Here is a 23933-nt window from a genome sequence, read left to right on the forward strand (position 1 = left end):
AATTGACCGACCGTCAGGACGAATCCCTCACCGCATTGGGAAACACGGATCCCAAGGGACAGCTCTACCGCGCCTGGCAGCTCAAGGAGCTCCTGCGCAACCTGCTCAAACACCCCATCGGACAGGCCACCGCGGAACTCAAACGCTGGGTGTTCTGGGCGTCCCACAGCCGCATCCCCGAAATCGTCGAACTCTCCAAAAAGATCAGGAGACGCCGCCCCGACATCCTGCGCACCATCGAACTCGGCTACTCCAACGCCAGGCTCGAGGCGTTCAACAACAGGATCAAGGTCACCATCCGCATGGCCTACGGCTTCCACCACGTCGACAACCTCATCAGCCTGATCATGCTCCGATGCGGCGGCCTCGACATCCGACTACCCCAACCCACCAACTAACCCACGAAAACAGCAGAAGCCTCTAATAAAGCCATTCTCCGTCTTTTGTTTCATTGTCGAAACATTGGTTCCTAATCCTCGCGTATCGTTGTCGTGTTGGCGGTGAGTTCGGGTGTCATGCCCAGCCTATCTCGCGAGATCCCGCTCAGCGTACGTTTGGTGAGGCTTCACGCCTTTCTTTCTCAGCAAGCGTACACTGACCGTCGCTCAGCGTACGTTTGGGGAGAAGAAGGCTGGGGAGGTTCCACGTCGAGGTTTCATTAGACAGGCTTCCGATGCCCATAGATGAGCCGAGTGTGTCCCATAATGCCGTTCGCATTGTGGACAAAAGTGCTTGAAAACCATATGGCTGAACCGTTATGACCCGTTATCAAGACCTGTGCTGACGGCGCTTGCATGCCTGTCATAACTAACGTCTATACGGTAATTGGCTGTATTCCGCCATTTTTCGTATTCCGACACGTTATTGTTATGAATCGTCATCGCAGCTGACCGCACTTGAGCGGCAAGCTCCTCCGGGGAAATGCATGAATATCCCGGGACACACGAAGACAAGAGAGGGAAACAATGACAGCAGCAACCCAGCCGGCAACCCCGGCCAACAACAACGAGCCGGTGCGCGTGAACCACACCGCCCGCAACATCATCATCACCATCGTGGTCGTGGCCATCATCGCGGTGGCCGCGTTCTTCGGCTACCGCGCCTTCGCCGGTGCCGGCGAGTCCGCCGCCAAGGGCAGCAAGGACAACCCGGTCAAGATCGGTGTGGTTGGCGCCACAGACCCCGAATGGGTCCTCTTCAAGCAGAAGGCCGAGAAGGCCGGCATCTACGTGGATATCGTGGACTTCCAGGATTACACCTCCGAGAACCCGGCGCTCGATTCCGGCGAACTTGACCTGAACGAGTTCCAGCACCTGCTCTACCTGGCCAACTACAACGTGAGCAACAACAAGGACCTCCAGCCCATCGGCGGCACCGCCATCTACCCGCTGGGCGTCTACTCCACCAAGGTCAAGGACATCAAGGACATCCAGCAGGGCGCCACCGTCACCATCCCGAACGATGAGACCAACCAGGCCCGCGCCATCGGCGTGCTCAAGGCTGCCGGCCTCGTGACCCTCAAGGGCGACTGGACCGCGTTCTCCACGCCGGCCGACATCGACGAGGCCAAGAGCAAGGTCAAGGTGACCCCGCTCAAGGCCGAACAGGTGGCCACCACGCTGAAGGACCCGACCATCGCAGCCGGTGTGATCAACAACGACTACGTCGCTGATGCGGGCCTCGACCCGAAGGATGCCATCTATCAGGACGACGCCGAATCCGAGGAGGCCCGTCCATACATCAACGTGTGGGTCGCCCGCAAGGCCGATGTGAACAACGAGACCTACAAGAAGCTCGTCGACATCTTCCACGAGCAGGACGTGCTTGACGCGCTGCAGGAGAAGTCCGGTGGCACCGCGGTCTTCGCCGATAAGTTCAGTGCTCAGGAGCTTCAGGGCTTCCTCGCCGACATCGAGAAGGACGCCAAGGCCAAGTAAGGGCCGATACGCGGACGGTACCGTCATAGGTGATTGATCTTTGCGGATCATCCATTGCGATTATCCGCCGTCCGGGTACGATGGTTTGCCGTTACTGGCGGCAGATTCCACGGGCGGGACGGAACATGGATTCCGCCCGCCCGTCATCATGCCATATGGCATTTGCAATTGATACAACAACCAGGGAGCACCATGAGCGACCCCATCATCACGTTCGATCACGTGGTCAAGGAATTCAAGGTCCGCGGGCGCAATGCCGGCGTGGCCCGCGCGGTTGATGATGTGAGCTTGACCATCAACCGGGGCGACATCTTCGGCATCATCGGCTATTCCGGCGCAGGCAAATCCACGCTGGTCCGTCTGATCAACGCGCTCGAACGGCCCACCAGCGGCACGGTGACCGTGCTCGGTACGGATATCACGGGGATGAGCGAATCGAAGCTGCGGCCCATCCGCCAGAAAATCGGTATGATCTTCCAGCAGTTCAACCTGTTCTCCACGAAAACCGTGGCGCAGAACATCGCGTATCCGCTCCAGCTTGACCATTGGCGTAAGGATTACCAGGATCGCCGTGTGGCGGAATTGCTGGAATTTGTCGGCCTGTCCGAGCATGCCGACAAATATCCTTCGCAGCTTTCCGGCGGCCAGAAACAGCGTGTCGGCATCGCCCGTGCACTCGCCACCAATCCGGAGATCCTGCTCGCCGACGAGGCCACCAGCGCGCTCGATCCGGAAACCACCACCGAGGTGCTCGCTTTGCTGAAGCGCGTGAATGCGGAGTTCGGTATCACCATCGTGCTCATCACCCACCAGATGAACGTGGTCCAGCAGATCGCGGACCGCGTTGCGGTGATGAGCTCGGGACGTGTGGTCGAATCCGGAGATGTCTACGACGTGTTCGCCGCGCCCCAGCAACCGGTCACCAAGCGATTCATCGCAACTGCACTGTCCGGGTTGCCTGAGGAGAGCCGTGTGGAGCGGCTGCATGCTGAATGGTCCGGCCGCATCGTCACCGTGCTCATCCGCCAGAAGGACGTGTCCGACGAGGGCAGCGGCCGTACGATCGCCGCCTCCGGACAGAACATCTCCGGACTCATCGCCAAGCACGGCATCGAGTCGAGCCTGCTCTACGGTGGCATCGACACCGTGCGTGGCTCCGCCATCGGCGCCATCACCTACGAATTCAAGGGAGGGGAGCGTGAGGTGGGAGACTTCCTCGCCGAACTCGCCCTCAACAGCGACGTCATCGATTTCGGCACCGCGGCCCGGCCCGTGGCCTACGCCGATGCCGTAGCCGGATACGCGCCCGAATCATCGGAAGGAGCACAGGCATGATCACCCTCGCCAATTCCAACAGCGACTGGAACGTTCTCAAGCCTTTGCTGTTCCAGTCCATCGGCCAGACGCTCACCATGGTGCTCATCACCTTGGTGGTGGGCGGATTCCTCGGACTCATCCTCGGTGTGGTGCTCTACGGCACGCGCCCCGGCAACCTGTTCGAGAACGCCGTGGTCTACCGCATTCTCGACGTCATCGTCAACATCGTGCGGCCCATCCCGTTCATCATCTTCCTTGCCGCCATGCAGCCACTCACCATCGTGGTGGTCGGCACGTCCATCGGCACGGTGGCCGCCATCTTCCCGATGGTGGTGATGTGCACTTTCGCCACCTCGCGTCTGGTGGAGCAGAACCTGGTGCCGGTCGACCCGGGCATGATCGAAGCCGCACGTTCGATGGGCGCCAGCAAGCTCACCATCATCCGCACGGTGCTCATTCCCGAGGCGCTCGCCCCGCTCATTCTGGCCTACGCGTTCCTCTTCATCGGTGTGCTTGACATGTCCGCCATGGCGGGATACATCGGCGGTGGTGGCCTTGGTAACTTTGCCATCGCCTATGGCTACCAGAAGTTCGACCAGACCGTGACCTGGACCGCCGTGGTCATCATGATCGTGCTGGTGCAGGTGGTGCAGGGCATCGCCAACGCTATCGCCAAGCGACTGCTCAAGCGCCAGCAATGACCGCAGTCGGCGAATTTCGGCTGAAACGGCGTGCAGCAATGCCGTGGGCGGATATCCCGCGGCGCGCTGTTGTGAGACGGCGGGCGGTTGATTGACGATTCGCCCGCTGTTTCGCCCAACAACTATGAGACATTACAGAACATATGACATCATTAGTGGTCCGTCTCGTAATTGGTTGAGTGGTGATGGCCCCCTCTGACGAGGGAGCTGTCAGCGAAGCTGACTGGGGGAGATAACAAGCTGAATCCCTCAATTAATTGTGTGAGACGGACCACTAGAATCGGCAACTATGAGTGAACACATTGAGATCGATCCCGAACTCGTCACCATCCGTCACTATCTGCACGCCCATCCCGAGCTCGGATTCAAGGAATACGACACTTCCATCTATCTGACTGATCAGCTCAAGAGCCATGGCATCGAGGTCCTCGAGAATCCGATGGAGACCGGTGTCGTGGGACTAATCCAAGGTGAAGCCGGTCCGGGGCCGCGTATCGCCCTGAGGGCCGACATCGACGGATTGCCGGTAGCCGAAGCCTCAGGACTGGACTTCACCTCGGTCAATGCGGGCGTGATGCACGCATGCGGCCATGATCTGCATATGACCGGCCTGCTTGGCTCCGCCTTCTGGCTCGCCGAGCATCGCGACCGGTTCGCCGGTTCGATCAAGATCGTCTTCCAGCCCAGCGAGGAGACCGGTCGTGGAGCCCGCGCGGTGATCGACGCCGGTCTCGTGGACGACGTGGACGCCATCATCGGCACGCACAACAACCCGAACTATGCGCCCGGCCAGCTGGCCATCGGCACCGAGCCCATGATGGCCGGTTGCGTGAAGTTCCATGTGAACCTGCACGCACAGGGCACCCACGCCGGATACCCATACAAGGGCACCGGTCCGCTCGAGGCATTGGCCAGCATGATCCTGAGCTTGCAGACCATCGTGAGCCGCAATGTGACGCCATTCCATCCGCTGGTGCTTTCGGTGACCGCAGTGCACGGAGGCGATGTGTGGAACGTGGTGCCCGCCGAGGCCGGGTTCCAAGGCACGGTCCGGTACTTCCACAAGGAGGATGGCGAGCTGGTGGGGCGTCGATTCAAGGAGATCGTCCATCACACCGCCGAGGCGTACGATATCAAAGCCGATGTGGATTGGGACGATTTCCAGGATCCGCTCGTCTCCGACCCCGACTTGGCCAAGGCCGTGGCAGCCGATGTGCACGAGTACGCACAGCTCGAGCCGATTCGTCAATCCATGGCGGGGGAGGACTTCTGCGAATTCGGCAAAGTCACCCGTCTGGTGTTCGCGTTCGTGGGTTCGAATGGTCAGGAAGGCTGCGCCGACTGGCACAGCCCGCACTTCATCGGCTTGGATGAAGCGATCCCGACCTTTGTGAACTTCTACGTCAACGCCGCCTTGCGCGTGATCGAAAAGCTGCGCTGAGCTGAGTGGTGCCGGCGCTACACTGGAGAACCATGACACAGCTTCGTTTTGCACTCGCCCAGATTGACACCTGCGTCGGCGCGCTTGACGCCAATGCCGCCAAGGTGCTCGACTACTCCCGTAAGGCCGCCGCAGGCGACGCCCAAGTGGTCGTATTCCCGGAGATGACTCTTACCGGCTACCCGATTGAGGACTTGGCACTGCGCCGCACGTTCCGACAGGCCGCATGGGTCAAGGCCAATGAACTTGCCGAACAGCTCGCCCAGGAAGGTCTGGGCGGTCTGTTCGTGGTCGTGGGCACCGTCGGCACTGACCATGCCACGAGCAAGCCACGCAACCGACTGGTCGTACTGCACGAGGGCGTGGTCTGGGCCGGCTATGACAAGCATTTCCTGCCCAACTACGGCGTTTTCGACGAATTCCGCATTTTCTCGTCGGGCGATCGCTCCCTCACTCTGGACGTGAACGGCGCTACCATCGGCGTGGCCATCTGCGAGGACATCTGGCAGGATGGCGGCCCGGTGGCCGATCTGGCCGGCAAGGGCATCGACCTGCTGCTCACCATCAATGGTTCGCCATATGAGGAGGGCAAAACCCACACCCGTCTCGAACTCGCGCAGCGTCGGGCCGCGGAGGTCAAGGCGCCGGTCATCTACCTCAACCAGGTCGGCGGTCAGGACGACCTCGTGTTCGACGGCGGCAGCTTTGTGGTGGATGCCGACGGCACCCTGATCGAGCGCAGCCCGATGTTCATGGAGAATCTGACCTTCTGGGATTTCGACTCGCAAGCGAGCCATCAGACGAAGGCGTCCATCGCCGACCTTCCCGATCCGGACGAGGAGATCTACACCGCTTGTGTGCTCGGTCTCAAGGACTACATGGCCAAGAACCATTTCACCGGCGTCACGCTGGGCCTGTCCGGCGGCATCGATTCCGCGCTGGTGGCCGCGATGGCCGCCGACGCCTGCGGCGGGGAGAACGTGTGGGGCATCTCCATGCCATCGATGTACTCCTCAGACGGATCCAAGGACGACGCCGCCGAACTGGCGAAGAACATCGGCGCCCATTATGAGGTGCAGCCCATCGAGCCATTGTTCAACGCATACCAGCAGCAATTGCATCTCGATGGCGTGTCCGCCGAGAACCTCCAGGCTCGCATCCGCGGTGTCATTGTGATGGCCAGTTCCAATTCACGTGGACTGCTCGCAGTGGCGACTGGCAACAAGTCGGAGCTCGCCTGCGGGTACTCGACCATCTATGGCGACGCCGTGGGCGGCTATGCGCCCATCAAGGATCTGCTGAAGACGCGTGTCTGGGAAGTCAGCCGTTGGCGCAATCGCGCCGCGGCGGCCGGCGTGGGCATCGGCGGGCTGAAGATCGTGGGCAACGAGGAGGGCAACGCGGGAGTGCCGCTGAAGAACGGCGTGATGATTCCGGTCGCGTCCATCGAGAAGGCCCCATCGGCCGAGTTGCGCCCCGGCCAGAAGGATTCCGATTCCCTGCCCGAATACGCTCTGCTCGACAAGGTGCTCGCCGCGTACATCGAACATGCGCATGGCCGTGCCGACCTGCTGGCGGACGGGTTCGATGAGACCACGGTCGACACCGTGATGCGTCTGGTGGACCGCGCCGAATGGAAGCGGCGTCAGTATCCGCTTGGTCCCAAGGTCACCGCTCTCGCCTTCGGACGCGACCGGCGTCTGCCTGTCACCAACGCCTTCCGCGAGTGATGTACCGTGGATGTGTGGTTTTTCGATATGCGGGTAGAAAGGGGACGCCATGAGTGACAACGACAAGCAATGGTATTTCAACATGGTCAAAGGCAAGGCCGAGCTCGGTCCCATATCGCCGATCGAGCAGCGCATGGGCCCGTACAAGACCAAGGAGGATGCCGAGCACGCCTGGGATATCGTGACCGACCGCAATGCCAAGTGGGAGGAACAGGATCGCCGTTGGCGCGGTGAAGGATATCATCGCTGATTCCACGGGGGCGCGAGGCTGTGAGAGGCGCCGGAGGGGCTGGGGCGGATTCGGTCCGCCTGTGGCTGCTCCGGCGCATTTATGTGGCAATTGCAGGACGAGTTTTCCAGCAGAGCAGGATGATGGGCTAGGTGTTTCATCCACGAACTATCAGCATAGGACGCCAGTGGCCGCAACTTGTCCGCATAGTGAATAAACGCTCATGGTTACATGCCGCCATGAGCGTTTTTCGTAGGTGTGTTGACGTCTCGCGGACATGTTGGACCGTCCCCAAAAACGTTGGAATGATAACGCTCACAAGTGAATGTGAGATAGCTCACGCATGAATTCAGCCTTTCATAAGAATGTGCAAACTACACTGAGCATTAATGGTTCCGTGAAGATGCGAAACCGCAACCCCATTAAAGGAGTGACATGACCGCAGTAGAGAATGCCGCTGTCTCCCAGGAGGAGCTCGAGGCCAAGGCGTGGGATGGCTTCGCCGAAGGCAATTGGCAGAAGGACATTGACGTCCGCGACTTCATCCAGAAGAACTACACCCCGTACGAGGGCGACGAATCGTTCCTGGCCCCCGCCACCGAGAAGACCAAGCATCTGTGGAAGTACCTTGATGACAACTATCTGGCCGTGGAGCGCAAGCAGCGTGTCTACGACGTGGATACCCACACCCCGGCCGACATCGACGCATTCCCGGCCGGCTACATCGAGTCCCCGGAGGTCGACAACGTGATCGTCGGCCTGCAGACCGATGTCCCGTGCAAGCGTGCCATGATGCCGAACGGCGGTTGGCGCATGGTCGAGCAGGCCATCAAGGAAGCCGGCAAGGAGCCGGATCCGGAGATCAAGAAGATCTTCACCAAGTACCGCAAGACCCACAACGACGGCGTCTTCGGCGTCTACACCAAGCAGATCAAGGTCGCCCGCCACAACAAGATCCTTACCGGCCTGCCGGATGCCTACGGCCGTGGCCGCATCATTGGCGACTACCGTCGTGTGGCCCTGTACGGCGTCAACAAGCTGATCGCCTTCAAGAAGCGCGACAAGGACTCCGTGCCGTACCGCAACGACTTCACCGAGCCGGAGATCGAGCACTGGATCCGCTTCCGCGAGGAGCACGACGAGCAAATCAAGGCCCTGAAGAAGCTCATCAACCTCGGCAACGAGTACGGCCTCGACCTGTCCCGTCCGGCTCAGAACGCTCAGGAAGCCGTGCAGTGGACCTACATGGGCTACCTGGCCTCCATCAAGTCCCAGGATGGCGCCGCCATGTCCTTCGGCCGCAACTCCGCCTTCCTCGACTGCTTCATCGAGCGCGACCTCAAGGCCGGCAAGATCACCGAGACCGACGCCCAGGAGCTCATCGACAACATCGTCATGAAGCTGCGCATCGTGCGCTTCCTGCGTACCAAGGACTACGACAACATCTTCTCCGGCGACCCGTACTGGGCGACCTGGTCCGATGCCGGTTTCGGCGATGACGGACGCCCGCTGGTCACCAAGACCTCCTTCCGTCTGCTCAACACCCTGACCCTTGAGCACCTTGGACCTGGCCCGGAGCCGAACATCACCATCTTCTGGGATCCGAAGCTGCCGGAAGGCTACAAGCGCTTCTGCGCCAAGATCTCCATCGACACCTCGGCCATCCAGTACGAGTCCGACAAGGAAATCCGCTCCCACTGGGGCGACGACGCCGCCATCGCATGCTGCGTCTCCCCGATGCGTGTGGGCAAGCAGATGCAGTTCTTCGCCGCCCGCGTGAACTCCGCCAAGGCCCTGCTGTACGCCATCAACGGCGGCCGCGACGAGATGACCGGCATGCAGGTCATCGACAAGGGTGTTATCGACCCGATCAAGCCCGAGGCCGACGGCTCCCTGGATTACGAGAAGGTCAAGAACAACTACGAGAAGGCCCTCGAGTGGCTGTCCGAGACCTACGTCATGGCGCTGAACATCATCCACTACATGCACGATAAGTACGCCTACGAGTCCATCGAGATGGCCCTGCACGACAAGGAGGTGTACCGCACCCTCGGTTGCGGCATGTCCGGTCTGTCCATCGCCGCCGACTCCCTGGCCGCCATCAAGTACGCCAAGGTCTACCCGATCACCAACGCCGAGGCCAAGAACCTCGAAGGCCACGAGTACGAGTACGTCGAAGGCGCCGATGACGATCTGGTCGTGGGCTACCGCACCGACGGCGAGTTCCCGATCTACGGCAACGACGATGATCGCGCCGATGACATCGCCAAGTGGGTCGTCTCCACTGTGATGGGCCAGGTCAAGCGCCTGCCCGTCTACCGTGGCGCCGTCCCGACCCAGTCCATTCTGACCATCACCTCCAACGTGGAGTACGGCAAGAACACCGGTTCCTTCCCGTCCGGCCACAAGAAGGGCACCCCGTACGCTCCGGGCGCCAACCCGGAGAACGGCATGGACTCCCACGGCATGCTGCCGTCCATGTTCTCCGTCGGCAAGATCGACTACAACGACGCCCTTGACGGCATCTCGCTGACCAACACCATCACCCCCGATGGCCTCGGCCGCGACGAGGACGAGCGCATCGGCAACCTGGTCGGCATCCTCGACGCCGGCAACGGCCACGGTCTCTACCACGCCAACATCAACGTGCTGCGCAAGGAGACCATGGAGGACGCCGTCGAGCACCCGGAGAAGTACCCGCACCTGACCGTGCGCGTCTCCGGCTACGCGGTGAACTTCGTCAAGCTCACCAAGGAGCAGCAGCTCGACGTGATCTCCCGCACCTTCCACCAGGGTGCCGTCACCGACTGATTCGAGGTGACACCACCGGTAACACGGTAGAGCAATGAAGGGGTGGGCGAAGTCCCACCCCTTCTTTATGGCCCGCCCCTGCACTTCCCTCAGGGGCGAGGGCGTCACGACAACAGTGAAGGGAAGAAACGTCGGCATGCGGATGGGGTTTCCCGATGCCAACTCGATGAACAAGAACCCCCAACCTGTAAGAACTCAATAGGCTCTCGCAATAGACTCTCGCATCTTTTTCAAGGAACAGGAGGACAATGATGCCCGGAGACCAGTTCCGCACCACCACGCGCCACATGCTGCGTGAATCCAAGACCTATGCCTCCCAGACGCTGATGGGAGGCCTATCCGGCTTTGAATCACCGATCGGACTCGACCGGCGTGACCGTATCAAGGCGCTTAAATCAGGGGATATCGGTTTCGTTCATTCGTGGGACATCAACACCTCCGTGGATGGACCGGGAACCCGCATGACCGTGTTCATGTCCGGCTGCCCACTGCGCTGTCAGTACTGCCAGAACCCGGATACTTGGAAGATGCGTGACGGCAAGCCTGTCTATCTGGATGCCATGATCAAAAAAGTGGATCGGTACAAGGACCTGTTCAAAGCGACCCATGGCGGCATCACCTTCTCCGGTGGCGAGTCGATGATGCAGCCGGCGTTCGTCTCGCGCGTCTTCCATGCAGCCAAGGAGATGGGCGTGCACACCTGTCTTGACACCTCCGGGTTCCTGAACACCAACTACACCGATGAGATGCTCGAAGACATCGACCTGTGCCTGCTCGACGTGAAATCCGGCGATGAGGAGACCTATCACAAGGTCACCGGCGGTACATTGCAACCCACCATCGACTTCGGCCAGCGACTCGCCAAGGCGGGCAAGAAGATCTGGGTGCGGTTTGTGCTGGTTCCAGGTCTGACCGACTCCGAGGAGAACGTCGAGAAAGTGGCCCGGATCTGCGAGACCTTCGGCGACGCCGTGGAACACATCGACGTGCTCGGCTTCCATCAGCTCGGCCGTCCGAAGTGGCACGAGCTGCGCATTCCATATCCGCTGGAGAATCAGAAGGGCCCGAATGCAGCGACTCGTGAACGTGTGGCCAACCAGTTCAAGGACCACGGCTTCACCGTCTACTGACGACGCCGATGCCGGCGACATGGCCGAGGGAAATGTGCTTCAATACCGAATTCCCGGCGAATCAACCGTAGTCTGGTAGGTATGGCCAGCATCTACGTGTTTCCTGCGGGCTCGCCCAATGATGGGCGGCTCCTTCGGCCTCAAGGTGTGCCTGATGAGCTGTGGGCGGCGGTCGAATCGGTGAACGCCATGCCTCATCTTCCCGGCGTCCGATATCGGGAGATTCCTGTGCCTTCCACGTTGGCCGACTACGGCATCGGCGTGGAGCTGGAAGCAGGGCATGCCCGTTTCGGCGGTGCTGCTGCCGATGCTGCTGCTGCCCATGCAGCCGACGACATGTCCGGCTTCCCGCAGGACGCGGGCACCGGATGGGTGATGGTGCTCTACTGCCATGAGCCCCGTGCGGAATGGGGCTCGCGGTGGAGGTGTGTGGCCTTCGCACGGCTTCCGCTCGCCCCTGCCGAGAACGATTCGCTGGCTCCCGAAATGTATTGGGACGGCATGTGCGATCATCTGGTGAACATGGACCCTGATTCCCTCTCCGGCACGGTGACCGTCAACCAGAACACCTCGTTCGGAGGCATTGCCGCCCGTGCCAGCGCCGGATGCGAGATACGGGTTTCATGGACGCCGCTTGACGTCGTCGGTGCTGACGGTACTATGGACGCCGGCGCACAAGTGAATGCGTGGGCCGCATTCATGGCATCCGTTGTTCGGAGCGAGGAGGATGACGACAGGTGAGCGACGTCTACGACACTCAGCCACGGCTATTGAAAGAACCCCGTGGGGGAGTGCCCGATGTCATTGCGACACTTGATCAATACCACCAGGCCTGCGAGTCATTGGCCAATGCCTCCGGCTCGTTGGCAGCCGACGCCGAACGCGCCTCCGGATTCCGCTATGGCCATGAGGATTGGCTGATCCAGTTCAAGCGCGAAGGCGCGGGCATCATCCTGCTTGACCCTATCGCCCTGACCCAGGCCGGGGCGGATTGGGCCGCATTCAATCAGGCTGTCGGACAATCGACATGGATTCTGCACGACTCCCTGATGGACCTGCCGGGATTCGCCGATATCGGTCTCAAGCCCCAAGGATTGTTCGACACGGAGATCGCCGCACGGTTGCTGGGCATGCATCGCTTCGGCCTGGCCGCGGTCACCGAACGGTATCTGGGCATCACGTTGGCCAAGGAGCATTCCGCCGCTGATTGGTCATACCGTCCGTTGCCCCGTGATTGGCGCAACTATGCGGCGCTCGACGTCGAAGTGCTCATCGAATTGGAAACCCTCATGCGCCGTGACCTCAAGGCATCAGGCAAAGAGGAATGGGCGAACGAGGAATTCGATTACGCGTTGCGCAAGGGCATGGAGCCCAAGAAACCGCACCCCGTGCCGTGGATGCGCATCTCCCGCATAACGGAGCTGAGCCGTGACCGGCAGGCCCTGGCCATAGCGAAATCGCTATGGGAGGAGCGTGACCGGCTCGCGCGGCACTATGACATCGCCCCCAGCCTTCTGCTGGCCGATTCGTCCATCATCGAGGCCGCACAGAAAAAACCGCATAACGCTGCGCAATTCCGTATGATTCGCTCGCTCAACGAGCGTGTACGTATTCACACCGGGACCGAACAGGACAAAATGTTCGAACGGTACGCCCCGATCCAGCGTGCCGTCAAACCCAAGACATGGAAGACCGCCATTGACAGGGCCTTGGCGCTCAAACCCGGTCAATGGCCGCAGATGCCCGTGCCGGATCAGGATGAGAGTGGCCTGATCAATGCGCCACGATCCATGCGCCTGTGGAAGCAACGGCATCCTGATCGTTATGAACGGTTGCAGCGGGTGCGCAAGGTCATCAATCAGATCGCAGTGGATACACGTACCCCGGCTGAGATCGTCATCAAACCTCAGATCGTGCGCAACCTATGCTGGGCGGAGGATGCTGCGAATTTGGATGTCGAAGCATTCCTGCGCGAACAGGGCGCACGGGACTGGCAGGTTCGTCTTATTGCACCGTCCGTAAGTGGCGCTATCATGTAGAGGTTGCCTTAACGGCAGATGTATAAGATTCAACGACTTTTGAGGAGTCATTAGCGTGAAGATCAGCGTTCGTAACCTCGAGCCCACCAAGGTGAAGCTCACCATCACCGTCGACCCGGAAGAGCTTGACCCGTTCCTGGACAAGGCTCGCAAGGAAATCGCCAAGCAGGTGAACGTTCCCGGCTTCCGTAAGGGCCACGTGCCCGGCAAGATCATCGACCAGCGCATCGGTTTCGCCGCCGTCGCCGGCGAGGCCGTGAACGACGCCGTGCCGGAGCTGTACTCCAAGGCTCTCGAGGAGAAGCAGATCCACCCGATGGATCAGCCGGAGTTCGATGTGCAGGATGTTCCGCAGTCCGCCAAGGATGAGACCAAGCTGAAGTTCACCGCCACCGTGGAACGTCGCCCCGACATCGAGCTGCCTGAGGTCGAGGGCATGGAGATCGCCATCTCCAAGCCGGAAGTCAAGGATGAGGACGTCGACAAGCGTCTTGAGGCCCTGCGCCAGCGCTTCGGCACCCTGGTCGGCGTGGACCGTCCGGCCGGCAAGGGTGATTTCGCCAACATCGACCTGAGCGCCGAGATCGACGGCGAGGTCGTGGACTCCCAGGAAGGCGTGAGCTACGAGCTCGGCTCCAACACCATGCTCGACGGTCTGGATGAGGCTCTGGACGGCCTGTCCGCCGGCGAAGAGACCACCTTCGAAGGCACGCTGGAAGCCGGCGAGCACGAAGGCCAGAAGGCTCAGGTCAAGGTCAAGGTCAACTCCGTCAAGGCCGAGGAGCTGCCGGAGCTGAACGACGAGTTCGCTTCCGAGGCTTCCGAGTTCGATACTCTGGACGAGCTCAAGGCCGACATTCGCAAGGCTGCCGGTCAGGACGCCGAAGGCCGTCAGGCCACTGAGGCCCGCGACGCCTTCATCGCCAAGCTGCAGGAAGGCCTCGAGATCCCGGTGCCGAAGGGCGTCAAGGCCAAGATGGTTGAAGAGCAGCTCAAGGGCATGACCCCGGATCCGGAGAAGGCCACCGACGAGCAGAAGGCCGAGGCTGAGAAGAACGTGGAGAAGGATCTGCGCGACCAGATGGTTCTCGACGCTCTGGCCCAGAAGCTGGACGTCAAGGTCTCCCAGGCCGACGTGTTCAACTTCCTCGCCTCCATTGCCCAGCAGTACGGCATGGATCCGAACGCCTTCATCCAGGCCATCATCAAGAATGGCCAGCTTGGCTCCGCCGTGCAGGAAGTCGGCCGCTCCAAGGGCCTGCTCGCCGGTATGCGCGCCGTCAAGTTCACCGCCGACGGCGAGGTCGTCGACCTCTCCGGCTTCCTGGGCGAAGCTGCCGAGGATGAGGAAGCCGAGTCCGTCGAGGCCGCTTCCGCAGCCGCTGCCGTGGCCGACGAGCTGTCCAAGTCCGACGAGGACAAGGCTGCCGACGCCGAGTGAGCATGACCGTCTCGCAATAGCGTGATCGCTGGAGCGTGACTGTTCGAGCCCGGAACCCATACGGTTCCGGGCTCTGTTATATTTGGCTCCCCGCATCGGGTTGGTAGGTGTGAGTTGCCCCAATGCGGTACGCAACCGGTTCCCCTGCCACAAGAGCTGTCGGCGATGGTCGGCCACATCTCGGTTCTCTTGTCATGCGAGCTGTTGGCAGTGTTCGCCCCCATTTCTCGGCTCCCTTATCATGAGAGCTGTCGGCGGAGCCGACTGAGGGGTAGTCTTGCGATGGAGCACATGACGATTCCGTTTCCGCGGAAGCCCCTGTACGCTCCTACCCTTCACGGGTCGCTTCCGGAACGAGAGCCACAGAGGCGGACGACAAACAAGACAGAACATGAGGAGTTGGCGCAATGACACACACGCAGACGAACGCACAACTCGATGGAAAACGCCTCGGCTGGATCATCCTCGCCGTACTCACGCTTGGCTCGGTCATTGGTGCGGGCGCAGGACTGTTGACACTGTTGCTCTACGGTGTCGAACATGTGATGCTCGGCTACATCGAGGGCTCGGGACTGCCCGGTCCGTTCGGTGTGCCTGCGATGCGCCGGCTGATTTCGGTGACGCTCGGCATGACGGTCGCCGGTGTGGTCTGGTATTTGCTGAGGCACAAGACCACGAAAGTGCCGTCGGTCAAGAAGGCTGTGGCGGGGGAGCGGATGCCGGTCTGGCAGACCGTGCTGCATGTCGTGCTGCAGATCTTCATTGTTGGTTCCGGCGCGTCGATCGGCCGGGAGGTCGCACCGCGCGAACTTGGTGCGATGCTCGCCCAGCGGTTCTGCGATTTGCTGCATATCGAGGGCGATAGTGGCATCGACCGCCGCATGGTAGTGGCAGTGGCGGCCGGCGCTGGTCTGGGTGGCGTCTACAACGCGCCGTTGGCCGGCATGTTCTTCGCCGTGGAGATTCTGCTGGTGGACGTGACGCTCGAGAAGGTGGCATTCGGTCTGGGCATGTCTGCGGTGGCTGCGTTCGTGGCGGCCGCCATCAAGGGCCATCACACGTTCTACGACATTACCGCCATGCAGCCCACTTCCACGCCGACACTGATGCTGTTCGCTCTGTTGTGCGGCGCGGCATGCGGCGTGGTAGGAGCTTGGTTCCGCAAAGGATCCTCATGGGCACAGGCGCATCAGCCGGCCGGACGCGCTATCCTGTGGCAGATGCCGCTTGCTGGTCTGGTGACCGGTCTGGTGGCGGTGTTCGTGCCGCAGGTGATGGGCAACGGCCGTGCCGCCGCACAGCTTGGCTTCAGCACGTTCATTCCCGAGGTCGCCGGACCTTCCGGTGCCGCTCAGTCGTCGGATTCCGCTGCTGCGTCGCCGTGGACGCTGCTGAGCGGAGGGAGCGGCGTCGTCGCCGGTGGCGCGGTCGATGGTACTGGATCATCCGCCGGTGCGTCCGGTACCGTTGCGTCTTCGGGTGCATCCGTCACTGGCTCAGTCGCCGATTCGTGGCTCGATTTCGGCTCCGGCGTTGCGCCCAACGCCGGCACGGTGCTGACGCTCTCCCACGTCGGGATGATTCTGGGCGTGCTGGCCTTGACGTTCGCTGCCAAGGCGCTGATCACGCTGATGACCATACGCTCCGGCGCGTCCGGCGGCGTGCTCCAGCCGGGCATCGCGTTGGGTTCCACGCTCGGCGCGATGCTGGGACTTGTCTGGATGTTCGCCTTCCCCGCCGATTCGGTCACCGCTTGCGCGCTGATCGGCGCGGCTGCGTTGTTGGCCGCATCCCAGCAGGCCCCGCTCATGGCCATGTGCCTCGTAATGGAGCTGACCGAAGCGCCGATCACGTTCTTCGTGCCGGTCGGATTGGCAGTAGCCGCCTCCGCGTTGGTCTCCAAGTGGGTGCTGGATGGCATGAAACGCCGGGAGACCGCCGGACATCCGGTACAGTAATGAGGAATATTCAATTGTGACGGAACGAATGGAAAGGTGCTCATGATCACCGGGGCCACGAAAAGCAAGGTCGATGACATCTGGCAACGCATGTGGGAGGGCGGCATCACCAATCCGCTTGAGGTGATCAGCCAGCTCACGTATCTCATGTTCATGAAGTCGCTGGACGACAAGGAGCTGGAAGCCGAGCAGATGGCGCAGTTGACCGGCGTACCGGCCACCAAACTCACCTTCCCGCAGACCCCGGAGGGTCAGGCATTGCGCTGGAGCCGGTTCAAGAACCTGCCGGCAGAGCAGATGTTCGCCGTGGTCTCCCAGCAGGTGTTCCCGTTCCTGAAGACCCTGCACACCGGCAACGCATTCGCCGAAAGCATGGAGGATGCGTCATTCGGATTCAATAAGCCGAAGACATTGGAGCGTGCGGTCTCCGGCATCGATGATCTGCTGACGAACGTGGTCAGGGACCAGGATGATCTCGGCGACCTGTATGAATACATGCTGAGCAAGCTCAACACTGCCGGCGCGAACGGCCAGTTCCGTACACCCAAGCACATTCGTGACCTGATGGTCGGCCTGCTCGATCCGAAACCCGGTCAGCTCATAGGAGACCCGGCCTGTGGCACGGCAGGATTCCTGATCTCCGCCGCCGAATGGATTCGCGCCCATCACGGCGATGCGATGAGCGCTGAGGATTGGAACCTGTTCGAGGGCGAACAGTTCACCGGATTCGACACCGATCAGACGATGGTGCGCATTTCCGCGATGAACCTGCTGCTGCACGGCGTGGAGAATCCGGACGTGCGCAATCAGGACAGTCTGTCGAGACTCAACACGATTCGTAGCCGGTTTGATGTAATCCTCGCGAATCCGCCGTTCACCGGTTCGCTGGACGTGGAGGACATCGACGATTCCCTGAAGTCGATCGTCCAGACCAAGCAGACGGAACTGCTGTTCGTGGCCCTGTTCCTGCGCATGCTGAAGCTCGGCGGCCGGTGCGCGTGCATCGTACCGAATGGCGTGCTGTTCCGTTCCAATGCGAAAGCGTATCGTGAGCTGCGCCGCGAACTGGTGGACCATCAGCGTTTGGAAGCGATCATCTACATGCCTTCCGGCGTGTTCAAGCCGTATTCGGGAGTCAGTACCGCGATTCTCGTGTTCACGAAAACCGACGCGCCGAACAGCACCGACAAGGTATGGCTGTACAACATGGAGCATGACGGCTTCACGCTGGACGACAAGCGCGACGAGGACGTGAGCCACAACGATATTCCGGATATTCTCGAACGTTGGGCGCACTTGGATGCCGAGGACGCGCGCGAACGCACCGCGCAGAGCTTCTTCGTCACCCGCGACGACATCGCCGAACAGGATTATGACTTCAGCTTCAACAAATATGTGAAGGTCGAATACGAGAAGAAGGAATACCCGCCAACCAGCCAGCTCATGGCCGAACTGCGCGAGTTGAACGATGAGTTCGTGAGCGGACTCAACGCCCTCGACGCCATGCTTGCCAAGGATGGTGAGTGATGGGGAATTGGGTATCTCTCAAGGATGCTTGTTCTAAAGGATCGTCGTCTTTACGACAGAAAGACTTGCATAATGCAGGTAGGTACCCGGTGTATGGTGCTGCCGGTGTTGTGGGATTTCTTGATAATTATCAGTATGACCGCGATTACGTTGCGGTGATTAAGGATGGCGCTGGAGTCGGGCGTGTTCTTCTATGTAGTGCTTATTCGTCTGTGCTGGGGACACTTCAGCCGATTATTCCCAATGAATCTATAACTCTTTCCTATCTTCGTTTTCTTCTTAGCGGCATGCATCTTGCTGATTATTCTTCAGGTGCAACAATTCCGCATATCTATTTCAAAGATTATGGAGAAAGTGTTGTTAATCTTCCTGACATTGAAGAGCAGAAGACCATTTCTTGTCTTTTTGAGAGGATTCTTCAGCAGATAAAGTTAGCAGAGCAGATGCTCGCCAAAGCCGACGATCTCATTCAATCCCGCTTCGTCGAAATGTTTGTCGATATTCAAGAGCGAACAACAGTGTCGCATTACGTGAAGAGTTTTTCATCTGGGAAAAGTCTCGCAAGTAAAGAGCGTTGCATCAATCTTGTCTTGAAAACCAGTGCTGTGGCGTCGAATACTTTCGATGAAACGCAGGTCAAATATTTGCCTTTCGATTATGTTCCGAATCCTGACCATGAGATCAAACATGGTGATGTGATCATCAATCGAAAGAACACGGTTCAATTGGTGGGATCTACTGGATACGTGTGGCAATATCCGAAGAATATGTATCTATCAGATTTGCTATGGAAAGCCAATCTCGATGAGACTACGTGTAATCCTATCTTCCTTTGGCAGTTGCTTGTGAATCGTTCTGTGCATCGTCGGATTAGTGCGATGGCGACTGGTGCGAATAGCAGCATGGCCAACATCACCAAACCGAATTTGATGCAATTGCCAGTTGTGTTGGTACCCCTCGCCCTCCAATACGAGTTCGCCGAGTTCGTCACGAAGGTCGAGTCCCTTAAGTCCGCTACCCGCCAGCAGCTCGACCGTTTCAACACCCTCTACGACAGCCTCGCCCAACGTTACTTCGCCGAATAACAGTAGTGGTGGCGGACAAAAGTATTTATGCTTTCGTCCGCCACCACCCATATCGTCTACAGTTTTCTGACTCGACTCGTTTCCCGGTCGTCAACAATGAAAGAACCGTCGTTAACGGCGTGCAATCTTGCATTCAGTTCGCCGAGCAGACGCAGCATGGTCGCTTTGTCATGTCGTTCCTTGTTGCGGTTGAACCAGCAGGCTTGACCGTGCGAATCCAGCTCATAGTATGAGGTAAATAAGTCGCCGATTGTCTTGTTCAATTGACGGATTTGCTCATCGTTATCCACTATCGCATTACCGGTCAGCGGCTCTCCGGTTTCGAAATCCGAAGGCCAGATTGCCCCTTGTAAAAAATCAAGCTGAATACGAATGGTATCAATTTTGTCACTCATTTACCGTATCTCTCTATCAGTTTGTGTGCAGTCCGGTCATTGATGGGATACGCAGAAATGACGATCGCCGCCACCGCACGCCGCTGCAATCGTTATTTGAGCTCCGACGGCTTCCATGCAAGCAGCTGTTTGGCTTTGTCTTTGTCGTTGATATGACGCGAAATGGTGAAGTCCAGATCTGCATCAAGTTGATATTTCCGAGTGACCTCGGGGAAACGCGCCTGTGCTGTTTTCAGAGCATGTATCAGAAGCTCGCTTTGTGTTGCGTCGATAAGCTCGTCATTGACTTCACTCAGCAGAACCAACTCCTGACTGGTGCAGCTATTCATAAGGAACGATATATACCCGTTTACGTCTTCGAGCAGTGCATCGGAAAGATCTTTCCAATATTGGTTGAGGCTGTATGAATCTTCCGGGTGAATATGCTCGTATCGGGCTAAGATTCCGCGTACTTTATCGATGTTGAACATATCCTCAAATCCTTCCTGGTCTATTCTTTCGTGTTGCCTTGTTCTTCCGCCACAAATAGTCAGGCTGTACTTCTGCGGGGAACACGGTATCCGCGAGTCCGTTTCGTTTGATTACGCCGACTCTTACTCGTTTCCATGTTCCCCAGATGATGTGGCCATCCGGCGCGTTCCGGTTGCTTTTCAGCTGCATGATGTGTTCTGCCGCGTTGGTAATGTCTCGTTCTCCCCAATGTTGAGGAAACCAAGTCTGCCGTATACCGGTTCTTTTCGGAGTGTATTTATGTCTCGGCACGTATCCGGTACGGACACCATTAGGATAAGTGACAACGACATGGTATTCGATGCCATTCAGGTCCATGATTTCCATTGCGATTTGACCGTGGCCTCCGGCTTTGAGGCGATCGGGATGTCCGTTTCTATGCGTGTACTCACCGTCAAGGCTATGAATGATGCCTTGATGATGGACAAGCCGACTGCCGTGTGATGTGTAATATCGGCCTGACTCGCCTGATCCCATTGCTTAGTTCTCTCCCTTTGCGCTAGTTATCATGTGTGTTTTACGAATATCGCTAGTGAAATGAAGAAACCGTTGAGGACCGTACTCCTTGATAAACGGGGCAAAGACCTCTTCTGGTATATCGCCATATACAATGACTAGACAGGGGTCGACGACTCTGAACAATTCACGTAATCCGAGCATGAACATATGACGATCTTCCTTGGTTCGGATACAACCATGAGTTCCGATTGCGACAGTGGAACCTTTGTCAATACCGTCAAAGCAGAAGGCGAAGCTCTTTTCATTTCCCCAACGGACTGTTGCCACGGTTGTAATACCATGACGCTGATAATATCGTCCGACCAGTCGGTTATATGCGCAGTTTCTCTCCTGCATCCATAGAGGAGCATTCCTGTATAGGCTAAAGTCCGGTGAGAGGATTCCTGCTGCCGAATTGAATAATTGCAAATATCGCTGGGGATGCCTAAGCAATACCTTGAAATGTATGTCATGGAGGAAGAAGTGAATAAATGATTTAGAGATATCAGAGTGTCTGGTCTTATTAAAAGCGACCAGATCCTTGATTCTGTCCATATCTATCTGGATTCCTTGGATGCGTGGCATGTCGTAGTCGCCGCGCAATTCGACTCCTTCCCAGAAGCAGTCCGGTAAGTCATCCCATATAGGCGTCGTGGATTTTGGCTTTGGCGTGGCCGGCACATCGAACAGAGGTATCATGTTGCTCTCTTCATATTGCATATTCTTATGAATTCTCCTTACTGATCCGCCGGCCATTGTTAAGAAATCGTTTGGCCTGTGACTTTATTTATCTGACTGTTCGTCTTGATGGTTGTCCCTTTTATTCGGTCGTTGTCCTTTGGCTGCTGGGGCTAGGAATCCACGTTTGCGTGCTGTGGCGATCCATCGCTGGGCGTTGGGAAGCTTCGTGTTGTTGTGCTCCGCGAGGAGTTTGGCGATGTTCCTGCCGGGGTTTGCTTGTTCGATGGCATCGTATTGGCGCCCGACGAGGGCGAGGAACTGGTCGGAGCCACTGGCTTTGGGAAGCGGGGACATCGGATCGGTTTGGTCGCTGGTTCCGAGCGCGAATGCTCGGTTGAGAGCGATGATGTTCTGCACTTCATGCCGCGAATATGCGGTGGCGATGGCGGCCACCGGGATGTCCCTCAAATCATTGCCGCTGATTTCATGGCCTTGGTTGAAGGGAACGATGACGGATGAGATGTAGATCTCGCGTGATTCCGGCATTCTGGACTGAAGGCGAAGCATGACTTCGAGATCGGTCTCCATATTACGTACGCGTACCCAACGGTGGCCCATGACGTAGTAGGAGCGGACCGATCTGGGTGTGGTCATCATATTGTCCCTGATTACATCGGCGTCGGTCATATCGCCGTAGGTTAGTGGACAGCCGGCAAGTTGTTCGAGGATTGTGTCCTTGCTGATGGGCTGTTGCGTTTCGCGAGTTGGTGCCGCGCCGATTCTGGCTAGCGTGTCGGTCATGTCTTCCGAGGCTGCGTTGGAAACTTCTTTCCAGGGGAAAGGCAATTCTATGCTATTCATGGCTCACAGTATACAGTGCATGCAATATAACGTCAAGAGATATTCAAAAATCGATGTGCATACAATGACATCATCTTGTGGGTGGTGTTGCTAAAGGATGCGATACGTGTGGTATTGATGCTGCGGACGAGTAAGAGAATGTGTGTCTTGTGGTGTAAGTGAGATCAGCGCAGATGGTTTGTCACGCAGGTCGAATCCCTCAAGGCCACCACCCGCCAGCAGCTAGACCGTCTTAACACCCTCTACGACAGCCTGGCCCAACGCTACTTCGCATGAATGGCGTCAGTGTTTGCTGATTGTCGCAATGACATATCATTCGTTAATCCGCGCATGTTGTATTACAATGTTTATACATTGTTGATTGATGGAGGTGTGTGATGGGGGATACAGCAACGATCACATTTCGGACGGATCCGCAGATCAAGCGGCAGGCGAAGGAGCTGTATGAGTCGATGGGGTTGGACTTATCGACCGCTCTGAACATGTTCCTGCGTCAATCACTTACGGATAACGGTATGCCGTTCCGCGCCACAAGGGAGAACCCGGCTAACGCGGAGGCGCGTCGTCAGGCCGATATTCGTCAGGGGGCGTCGTTCTCGTCGGTGAACGATTTGATGAAGGACCTTATGGATGCTTAGATCCGTCTTTCGCACCACGCAGTTCAAGAAGGATTTCAAAGGGTTGCTTAAGAAAAACTATGATCCGGACAAGCTGCGCAAGGCCGTCGAGACGTTGATGGCCGAAGATCGTGACTTATTGTCGACCAAATACCGTGACCATGCGTTGGTGAACAACTGGAAAGGATACCGGGAGATTCATATTGAGGGCGACTGGTTGCTCATCTACCGCGTTGATCGCGGAGAGTTGCAACTGGTGCTCACTCGAACGGGTTCACACGACCAACTCTATTAATTCAAAGCCGCCACCCGCCAGCAGCTCGACCGTCTCAACACCCTCTACGACAGCCTGGCCCAACGCTACTTCGCCGAATAGCAACGGTGGCGTCGATTCCATGTTCACGGGAACGATGGTCGACGCCACAGTAATAGTTGTCAGAATTCCGGCGGTTTCCATGCAAGCAGCTGTTTGGCTTTGTCTTTGTCGTTGATGTGACGCGAAATGGTGTAGTCCATATCTGCGCCAAGTTGATATTTCCGAGTGACCTCGGGGAAATGCGCCTGTGCAGTTATCAGAGCATGTATCAGGAGCTCGCTTTGTGTTGCGTCAATAAGCTCGTCATTGACTTCACGAATCCGATAGTATGATGACCTAGTACAAGGAAACCTTGTCTCAGGCCCAGAAGGGGGACGGCATGCCGATTGTAAGTATGTTCTTCGGCATCATCGTTCGCATGTATGCCGATGATCACAAGGAGCGGAGTCATGTCATTTCTTGATTATCTGTGTGAGGTAACTGAAGTGCGGCCATTGGATGGCTACAAGCTCCATGTGATATGTTCGGATGGTGCTTCAGGAATCTTCGATATGACGAAATACCTTGATCAAGGTGCATTCCAAGCATTGCGAGATCCTAGCATGTTCCGCAGCGTGCGGCTTGTCGCCGGTGCTCCGACCTGGTCAAACGGCATGGACATAGCCCCCGAACGGATTCGTTCGGATATGACGGTCGCGTAGCACAAACC

General features: G+C 58.2%; 24 protein-coding genes. 18 read left to right on the forward strand and 6 right to left on the reverse strand.

The genetic code is table 11. The annotated features are described in order from the left end of the window. From BW14_RS02830 to BW14_RS02900, 15 genes are all read left to right on the forward strand, one after another. On the forward strand, positions 1-398 hold a 398-nt coding region (locus BW14_RS02830), incomplete at its 5' end, for a transposase (protein WP_140489235.1). Positions 399-965: 567 nt separating this feature from the next. Then, a complete protein-coding gene (locus tag BW14_RS02835; protein ID WP_140489236.1) occupies positions 966-1937 on the forward strand; it encodes a MetQ/NlpA family ABC transporter substrate-binding protein in 972 nt (323 codons plus the stop codon). Positions 1938-2129: 192 nt separating this feature from the next. Then, positions 2130-3272, forward strand: coding sequence for a methionine ABC transporter ATP-binding protein (locus BW14_RS02840; RefSeq protein ID WP_044088444.1), 1143 nt, complete (start codon positions 2130-2132; stop codon positions 3270-3272). Next, entirely contained in the window at positions 3269-3955 is a 687-nt protein-coding gene (locus BW14_RS02845; protein WP_044088442.1) for a methionine ABC transporter permease, read from the forward strand. The genes BW14_RS02840 and BW14_RS02845 overlap by 4 nt, the downstream gene beginning before the upstream one ends. Positions 3956-4244: 289 nt before the next feature. Then, positions 4245-5396: a M20 family metallopeptidase gene (locus BW14_RS02850; RefSeq protein ID WP_140489237.1), complete on the forward strand. Its 1152-nt coding sequence runs from the start codon at positions 4245-4247 to the stop codon at positions 5394-5396. A 32-nt stretch (positions 5397-5428) separates the two neighbouring features. Then, positions 5429-7126, forward strand: coding sequence for an NAD+ synthase (locus tag BW14_RS02855; protein WP_044088440.1), 1698 nt, complete (start codon positions 5429-5431; stop codon positions 7124-7126). A 49-nt stretch (positions 7127-7175) separates the two neighbouring features. Beyond that, positions 7176-7376: a hypothetical protein gene (locus BW14_RS02860; protein WP_044088438.1), complete on the forward strand. Its 201-nt coding sequence runs from the start codon at positions 7176-7178 to the stop codon at positions 7374-7376. 414 nt (positions 7377-7790) lie between these two features. Next, positions 7791-10166 carry a formate C-acetyltransferase gene (gene pflB, locus BW14_RS02865; protein WP_140462853.1) on the forward strand — a complete coding sequence of 792 codons (2376 nt, stop codon included), beginning with the start codon at positions 7791-7793 and terminating at the stop codon, positions 10164-10166. A gap of 248 nt (positions 10167-10414) precedes the next feature. Continuing rightward, positions 10415-11296: a pyruvate formate-lyase-activating protein gene (gene pflA / locus BW14_RS02870; RefSeq protein ID WP_044088435.1), complete on the forward strand. Its 882-nt coding sequence runs from the start codon at positions 10415-10417 to the stop codon at positions 11294-11296. Between the two features lie 81 nt (positions 11297-11377). Then, positions 11378-12037 (forward strand): DUF3000 family protein, encoded by a 660-nt coding sequence (locus tag BW14_RS02875; protein WP_044088434.1) that lies wholly within the window; start codon positions 11378-11380, stop codon positions 12035-12037. Further along, positions 12034-13335 carry an HRDC domain-containing protein gene (locus BW14_RS02880; RefSeq protein WP_044088433.1) on the forward strand — a complete coding sequence of 434 codons (1302 nt, stop codon included), beginning with the start codon at positions 12034-12036 and terminating at the stop codon, positions 13333-13335. Before BW14_RS02875 ends, BW14_RS02880 begins: the two co-directional genes overlap by 4 nt. A gap of 55 nt (positions 13336-13390) precedes the next feature. Continuing rightward, positions 13391-14776 (forward strand): trigger factor, encoded by a 1386-nt coding sequence (tig, locus tag BW14_RS02885; RefSeq protein ID WP_044088431.1) that lies wholly within the window; start codon positions 13391-13393, stop codon positions 14774-14776. Positions 14777-15183: 407 nt separating this feature from the next. After that, positions 15184-16734, forward strand: coding sequence for a chloride channel protein (locus tag BW14_RS02890; RefSeq protein ID WP_140489238.1), 1551 nt, complete (start codon positions 15184-15186; stop codon positions 16732-16734). 42 nt (positions 16735-16776) lie between these two features. Continuing rightward, a complete protein-coding gene (locus tag BW14_RS02895) occupies positions 16777-18261 on the forward strand; it encodes a class I SAM-dependent DNA methyltransferase (protein WP_140489239.1) in 1485 nt (494 codons plus the stop codon). Next, complete coding sequence (locus BW14_RS02900; protein WP_181162279.1) at positions 18261-19346, forward strand: restriction endonuclease subunit S; 1086 nt, start codon at positions 18261-18263, stop codon at positions 19344-19346. The genes BW14_RS02895 and BW14_RS02900 overlap by 1 nt, the downstream gene beginning before the upstream one ends. A gap of 56 nt (positions 19347-19402) precedes the next feature. On the opposite strand, the gene BW14_RS02905 is transcribed toward BW14_RS02900, so the two are convergent. The 5 genes from BW14_RS02905 to BW14_RS02925 all read right to left on the reverse strand — a co-directional run bounded on the left by BW14_RS02905 (position 19403) and on the right by BW14_RS02925 (position 22231). Beyond that, positions 19403-19741, reverse strand: a complete 339-nt coding sequence (locus tag BW14_RS02905) for an RNA helicase (RefSeq protein WP_140489241.1) — start codon at positions 19739-19741, stop codon at positions 19403-19405. 92 nt (positions 19742-19833) lie between these two features. Further along, a complete protein-coding gene (locus tag BW14_RS02910; RefSeq protein ID WP_140489242.1) occupies positions 19834-20211 on the reverse strand; it encodes a hypothetical protein in 378 nt (125 codons plus the stop codon). A 4-nt stretch (positions 20212-20215) separates the two neighbouring features. Further along, entirely contained in the window at positions 20216-20728 is a 513-nt protein-coding gene (locus BW14_RS12485; RefSeq protein WP_219847182.1) for an EndoU domain-containing protein, read from the reverse strand. Between the two features lie 3 nt (positions 20729-20731). Continuing rightward, positions 20732-21469: a DUF4417 domain-containing protein gene (locus BW14_RS02920; protein ID WP_181162280.1), complete on the reverse strand. Its 738-nt coding sequence runs from the start codon at positions 21467-21469 to the stop codon at positions 20732-20734. A gap of 63 nt (positions 21470-21532) precedes the next feature. Then, the gene (locus tag BW14_RS02925) at positions 21533-22231 is read right to left on the reverse strand and encodes a hypothetical protein (protein WP_140489244.1); all 699 of its coding nucleotides are present in this window, start codon (positions 22229-22231) and stop codon (positions 21533-21535) included. A 437-nt stretch (positions 22232-22668) separates the two neighbouring features. Between BW14_RS02925 and BW14_RS02930 the strand changes: the two genes are divergently transcribed. Then, positions 22669-22929: a type II toxin-antitoxin system RelB/DinJ family antitoxin gene (locus BW14_RS02930; RefSeq protein WP_140489265.1), complete on the forward strand. Its 261-nt coding sequence runs from the start codon at positions 22669-22671 to the stop codon at positions 22927-22929. Beyond that, the gene (locus BW14_RS02935; RefSeq protein WP_140489245.1) at positions 22922-23203 is read left to right on the forward strand and encodes a type II toxin-antitoxin system YafQ family toxin; all 282 of its coding nucleotides are present in this window, start codon (positions 22922-22924) and stop codon (positions 23201-23203) included. Before BW14_RS02930 ends, BW14_RS02935 begins: the two co-directional genes overlap by 8 nt. On the opposite strand, the gene BW14_RS11855 is transcribed toward BW14_RS02935, so the two are convergent. Continuing rightward, positions 23183-23365 (reverse strand): hypothetical protein, encoded by a 183-nt coding sequence (locus BW14_RS11855; RefSeq protein ID WP_181162281.1) that lies wholly within the window; start codon positions 23363-23365, stop codon positions 23183-23185. The genes BW14_RS02935 and BW14_RS11855 overlap by 21 nt on opposite strands. Positions 23366-23673: 308 nt before the next feature. On the opposite strand from BW14_RS11855, the gene BW14_RS02940 reads away from it, so the two are divergent. After that, on the forward strand, positions 23674-23925 hold the full coding sequence (locus BW14_RS02940) for a DUF2442 domain-containing protein (RefSeq protein WP_140489246.1): 252 nt from the start codon (positions 23674-23676) through the stop codon (positions 23923-23925). Positions 23926-23933: the final 8 nt, after the last annotated feature.

Source organism: Bifidobacterium sp. UTBIF-68 (assembly GCF_006408855.1).
Lineage (GTDB): Bacteria > Actinomycetota > Actinomycetes > Actinomycetales > Bifidobacteriaceae > Bifidobacterium > Bifidobacterium reuteri.

Excerpts from the sequence above, each read along its gene's own strand:
- BW14_RS11855 (WP_181162281.1), bottom strand. The coding sequence starts at position 23,365 with ATGGAAACCGCCGGAATTCTGACAACTATTACTGTGGCGTCGACCATC.
- BW14_RS02845 (WP_044088442.1), top strand. The coding sequence starts at position 3,269 with ATGATCACCCTCGCCAATTCCAACAGCGACTGGAACGTTCTCAAGCCT.
- BW14_RS02855 (WP_044088440.1), top strand. The coding sequence starts at position 5,429 with ATGACACAGCTTCGTTTTGCACTCGCCCAGATTGACACCTGCGTCGGC.
- BW14_RS02840 (WP_044088444.1), top strand. The coding sequence starts at position 2,130 with ATGAGCGACCCCATCATCACGTTCGATCACGTGGTCAAGGAATTCAAG.
- pflB (WP_140462853.1), top strand. The coding sequence starts at position 7,791 with ATGACCGCAGTAGAGAATGCCGCTGTCTCCCAGGAGGAGCTCGAGGCC.
- BW14_RS02900 (WP_181162279.1), top strand. The coding sequence starts at position 18,261 with ATGGGGAATTGGGTATCTCTCAAGGATGCTTGTTCTAAAGGATCGTCG.
- BW14_RS02895 (WP_140489239.1), top strand. The coding sequence starts at position 16,777 with ATGATCACCGGGGCCACGAAAAGCAAGGTCGATGACATCTGGCAACGC.
- BW14_RS02940 (WP_140489246.1), top strand. The coding sequence starts at position 23,674 with ATGTCATTTCTTGATTATCTGTGTGAGGTAACTGAAGTGCGGCCATTG.
- BW14_RS02860 (WP_044088438.1), top strand. The coding sequence starts at position 7,176 with ATGAGTGACAACGACAAGCAATGGTATTTCAACATGGTCAAAGGCAAG.
- BW14_RS02850 (WP_140489237.1), top strand. The coding sequence starts at position 4,245 with ATGAGTGAACACATTGAGATCGATCCCGAACTCGTCACCATCCGTCAC.
- pflA (WP_044088435.1), top strand. The coding sequence starts at position 10,415 with ATGATGCCCGGAGACCAGTTCCGCACCACCACGCGCCACATGCTGCGT.
- BW14_RS02905 (WP_140489241.1), bottom strand. The coding sequence starts at position 19,741 with ATGAGTGACAAAATTGATACCATTCGTATTCAGCTTGATTTTTTACAA.
- BW14_RS12485 (WP_219847182.1), bottom strand. The coding sequence starts at position 20,728 with ATGGGATCAGGCGAGTCAGGCCGATATTACACATCACACGGCAGTCGG.
- BW14_RS02925 (WP_140489244.1), bottom strand. The coding sequence starts at position 22,231 with ATGACCGACACGCTAGCCAGAATCGGCGCGGCACCAACTCGCGAAACG.
- BW14_RS02890 (WP_140489238.1), top strand. The coding sequence starts at position 15,184 with ATGACACACACGCAGACGAACGCACAACTCGATGGAAAACGCCTCGGC.
- BW14_RS02930 (WP_140489265.1), top strand. The coding sequence starts at position 22,669 with ATGGGGGATACAGCAACGATCACATTTCGGACGGATCCGCAGATCAAG.
- BW14_RS02920 (WP_181162280.1), bottom strand. The coding sequence starts at position 21,469 with ATGCAATATGAAGAGAGCAACATGATACCTCTGTTCGATGTGCCGGCC.
- BW14_RS02935 (WP_140489245.1), top strand. The coding sequence starts at position 22,922 with ATGCTTAGATCCGTCTTTCGCACCACGCAGTTCAAGAAGGATTTCAAA.
- BW14_RS02910 (WP_140489242.1), bottom strand. The coding sequence starts at position 20,211 with ATGTTCAACATCGATAAAGTACGCGGAATCTTAGCCCGATACGAGCAT.
- BW14_RS02835 (WP_140489236.1), top strand. The coding sequence starts at position 966 with ATGACAGCAGCAACCCAGCCGGCAACCCCGGCCAACAACAACGAGCCG.
- BW14_RS02875 (WP_044088434.1), top strand. The coding sequence starts at position 11,378 with ATGGCCAGCATCTACGTGTTTCCTGCGGGCTCGCCCAATGATGGGCGG.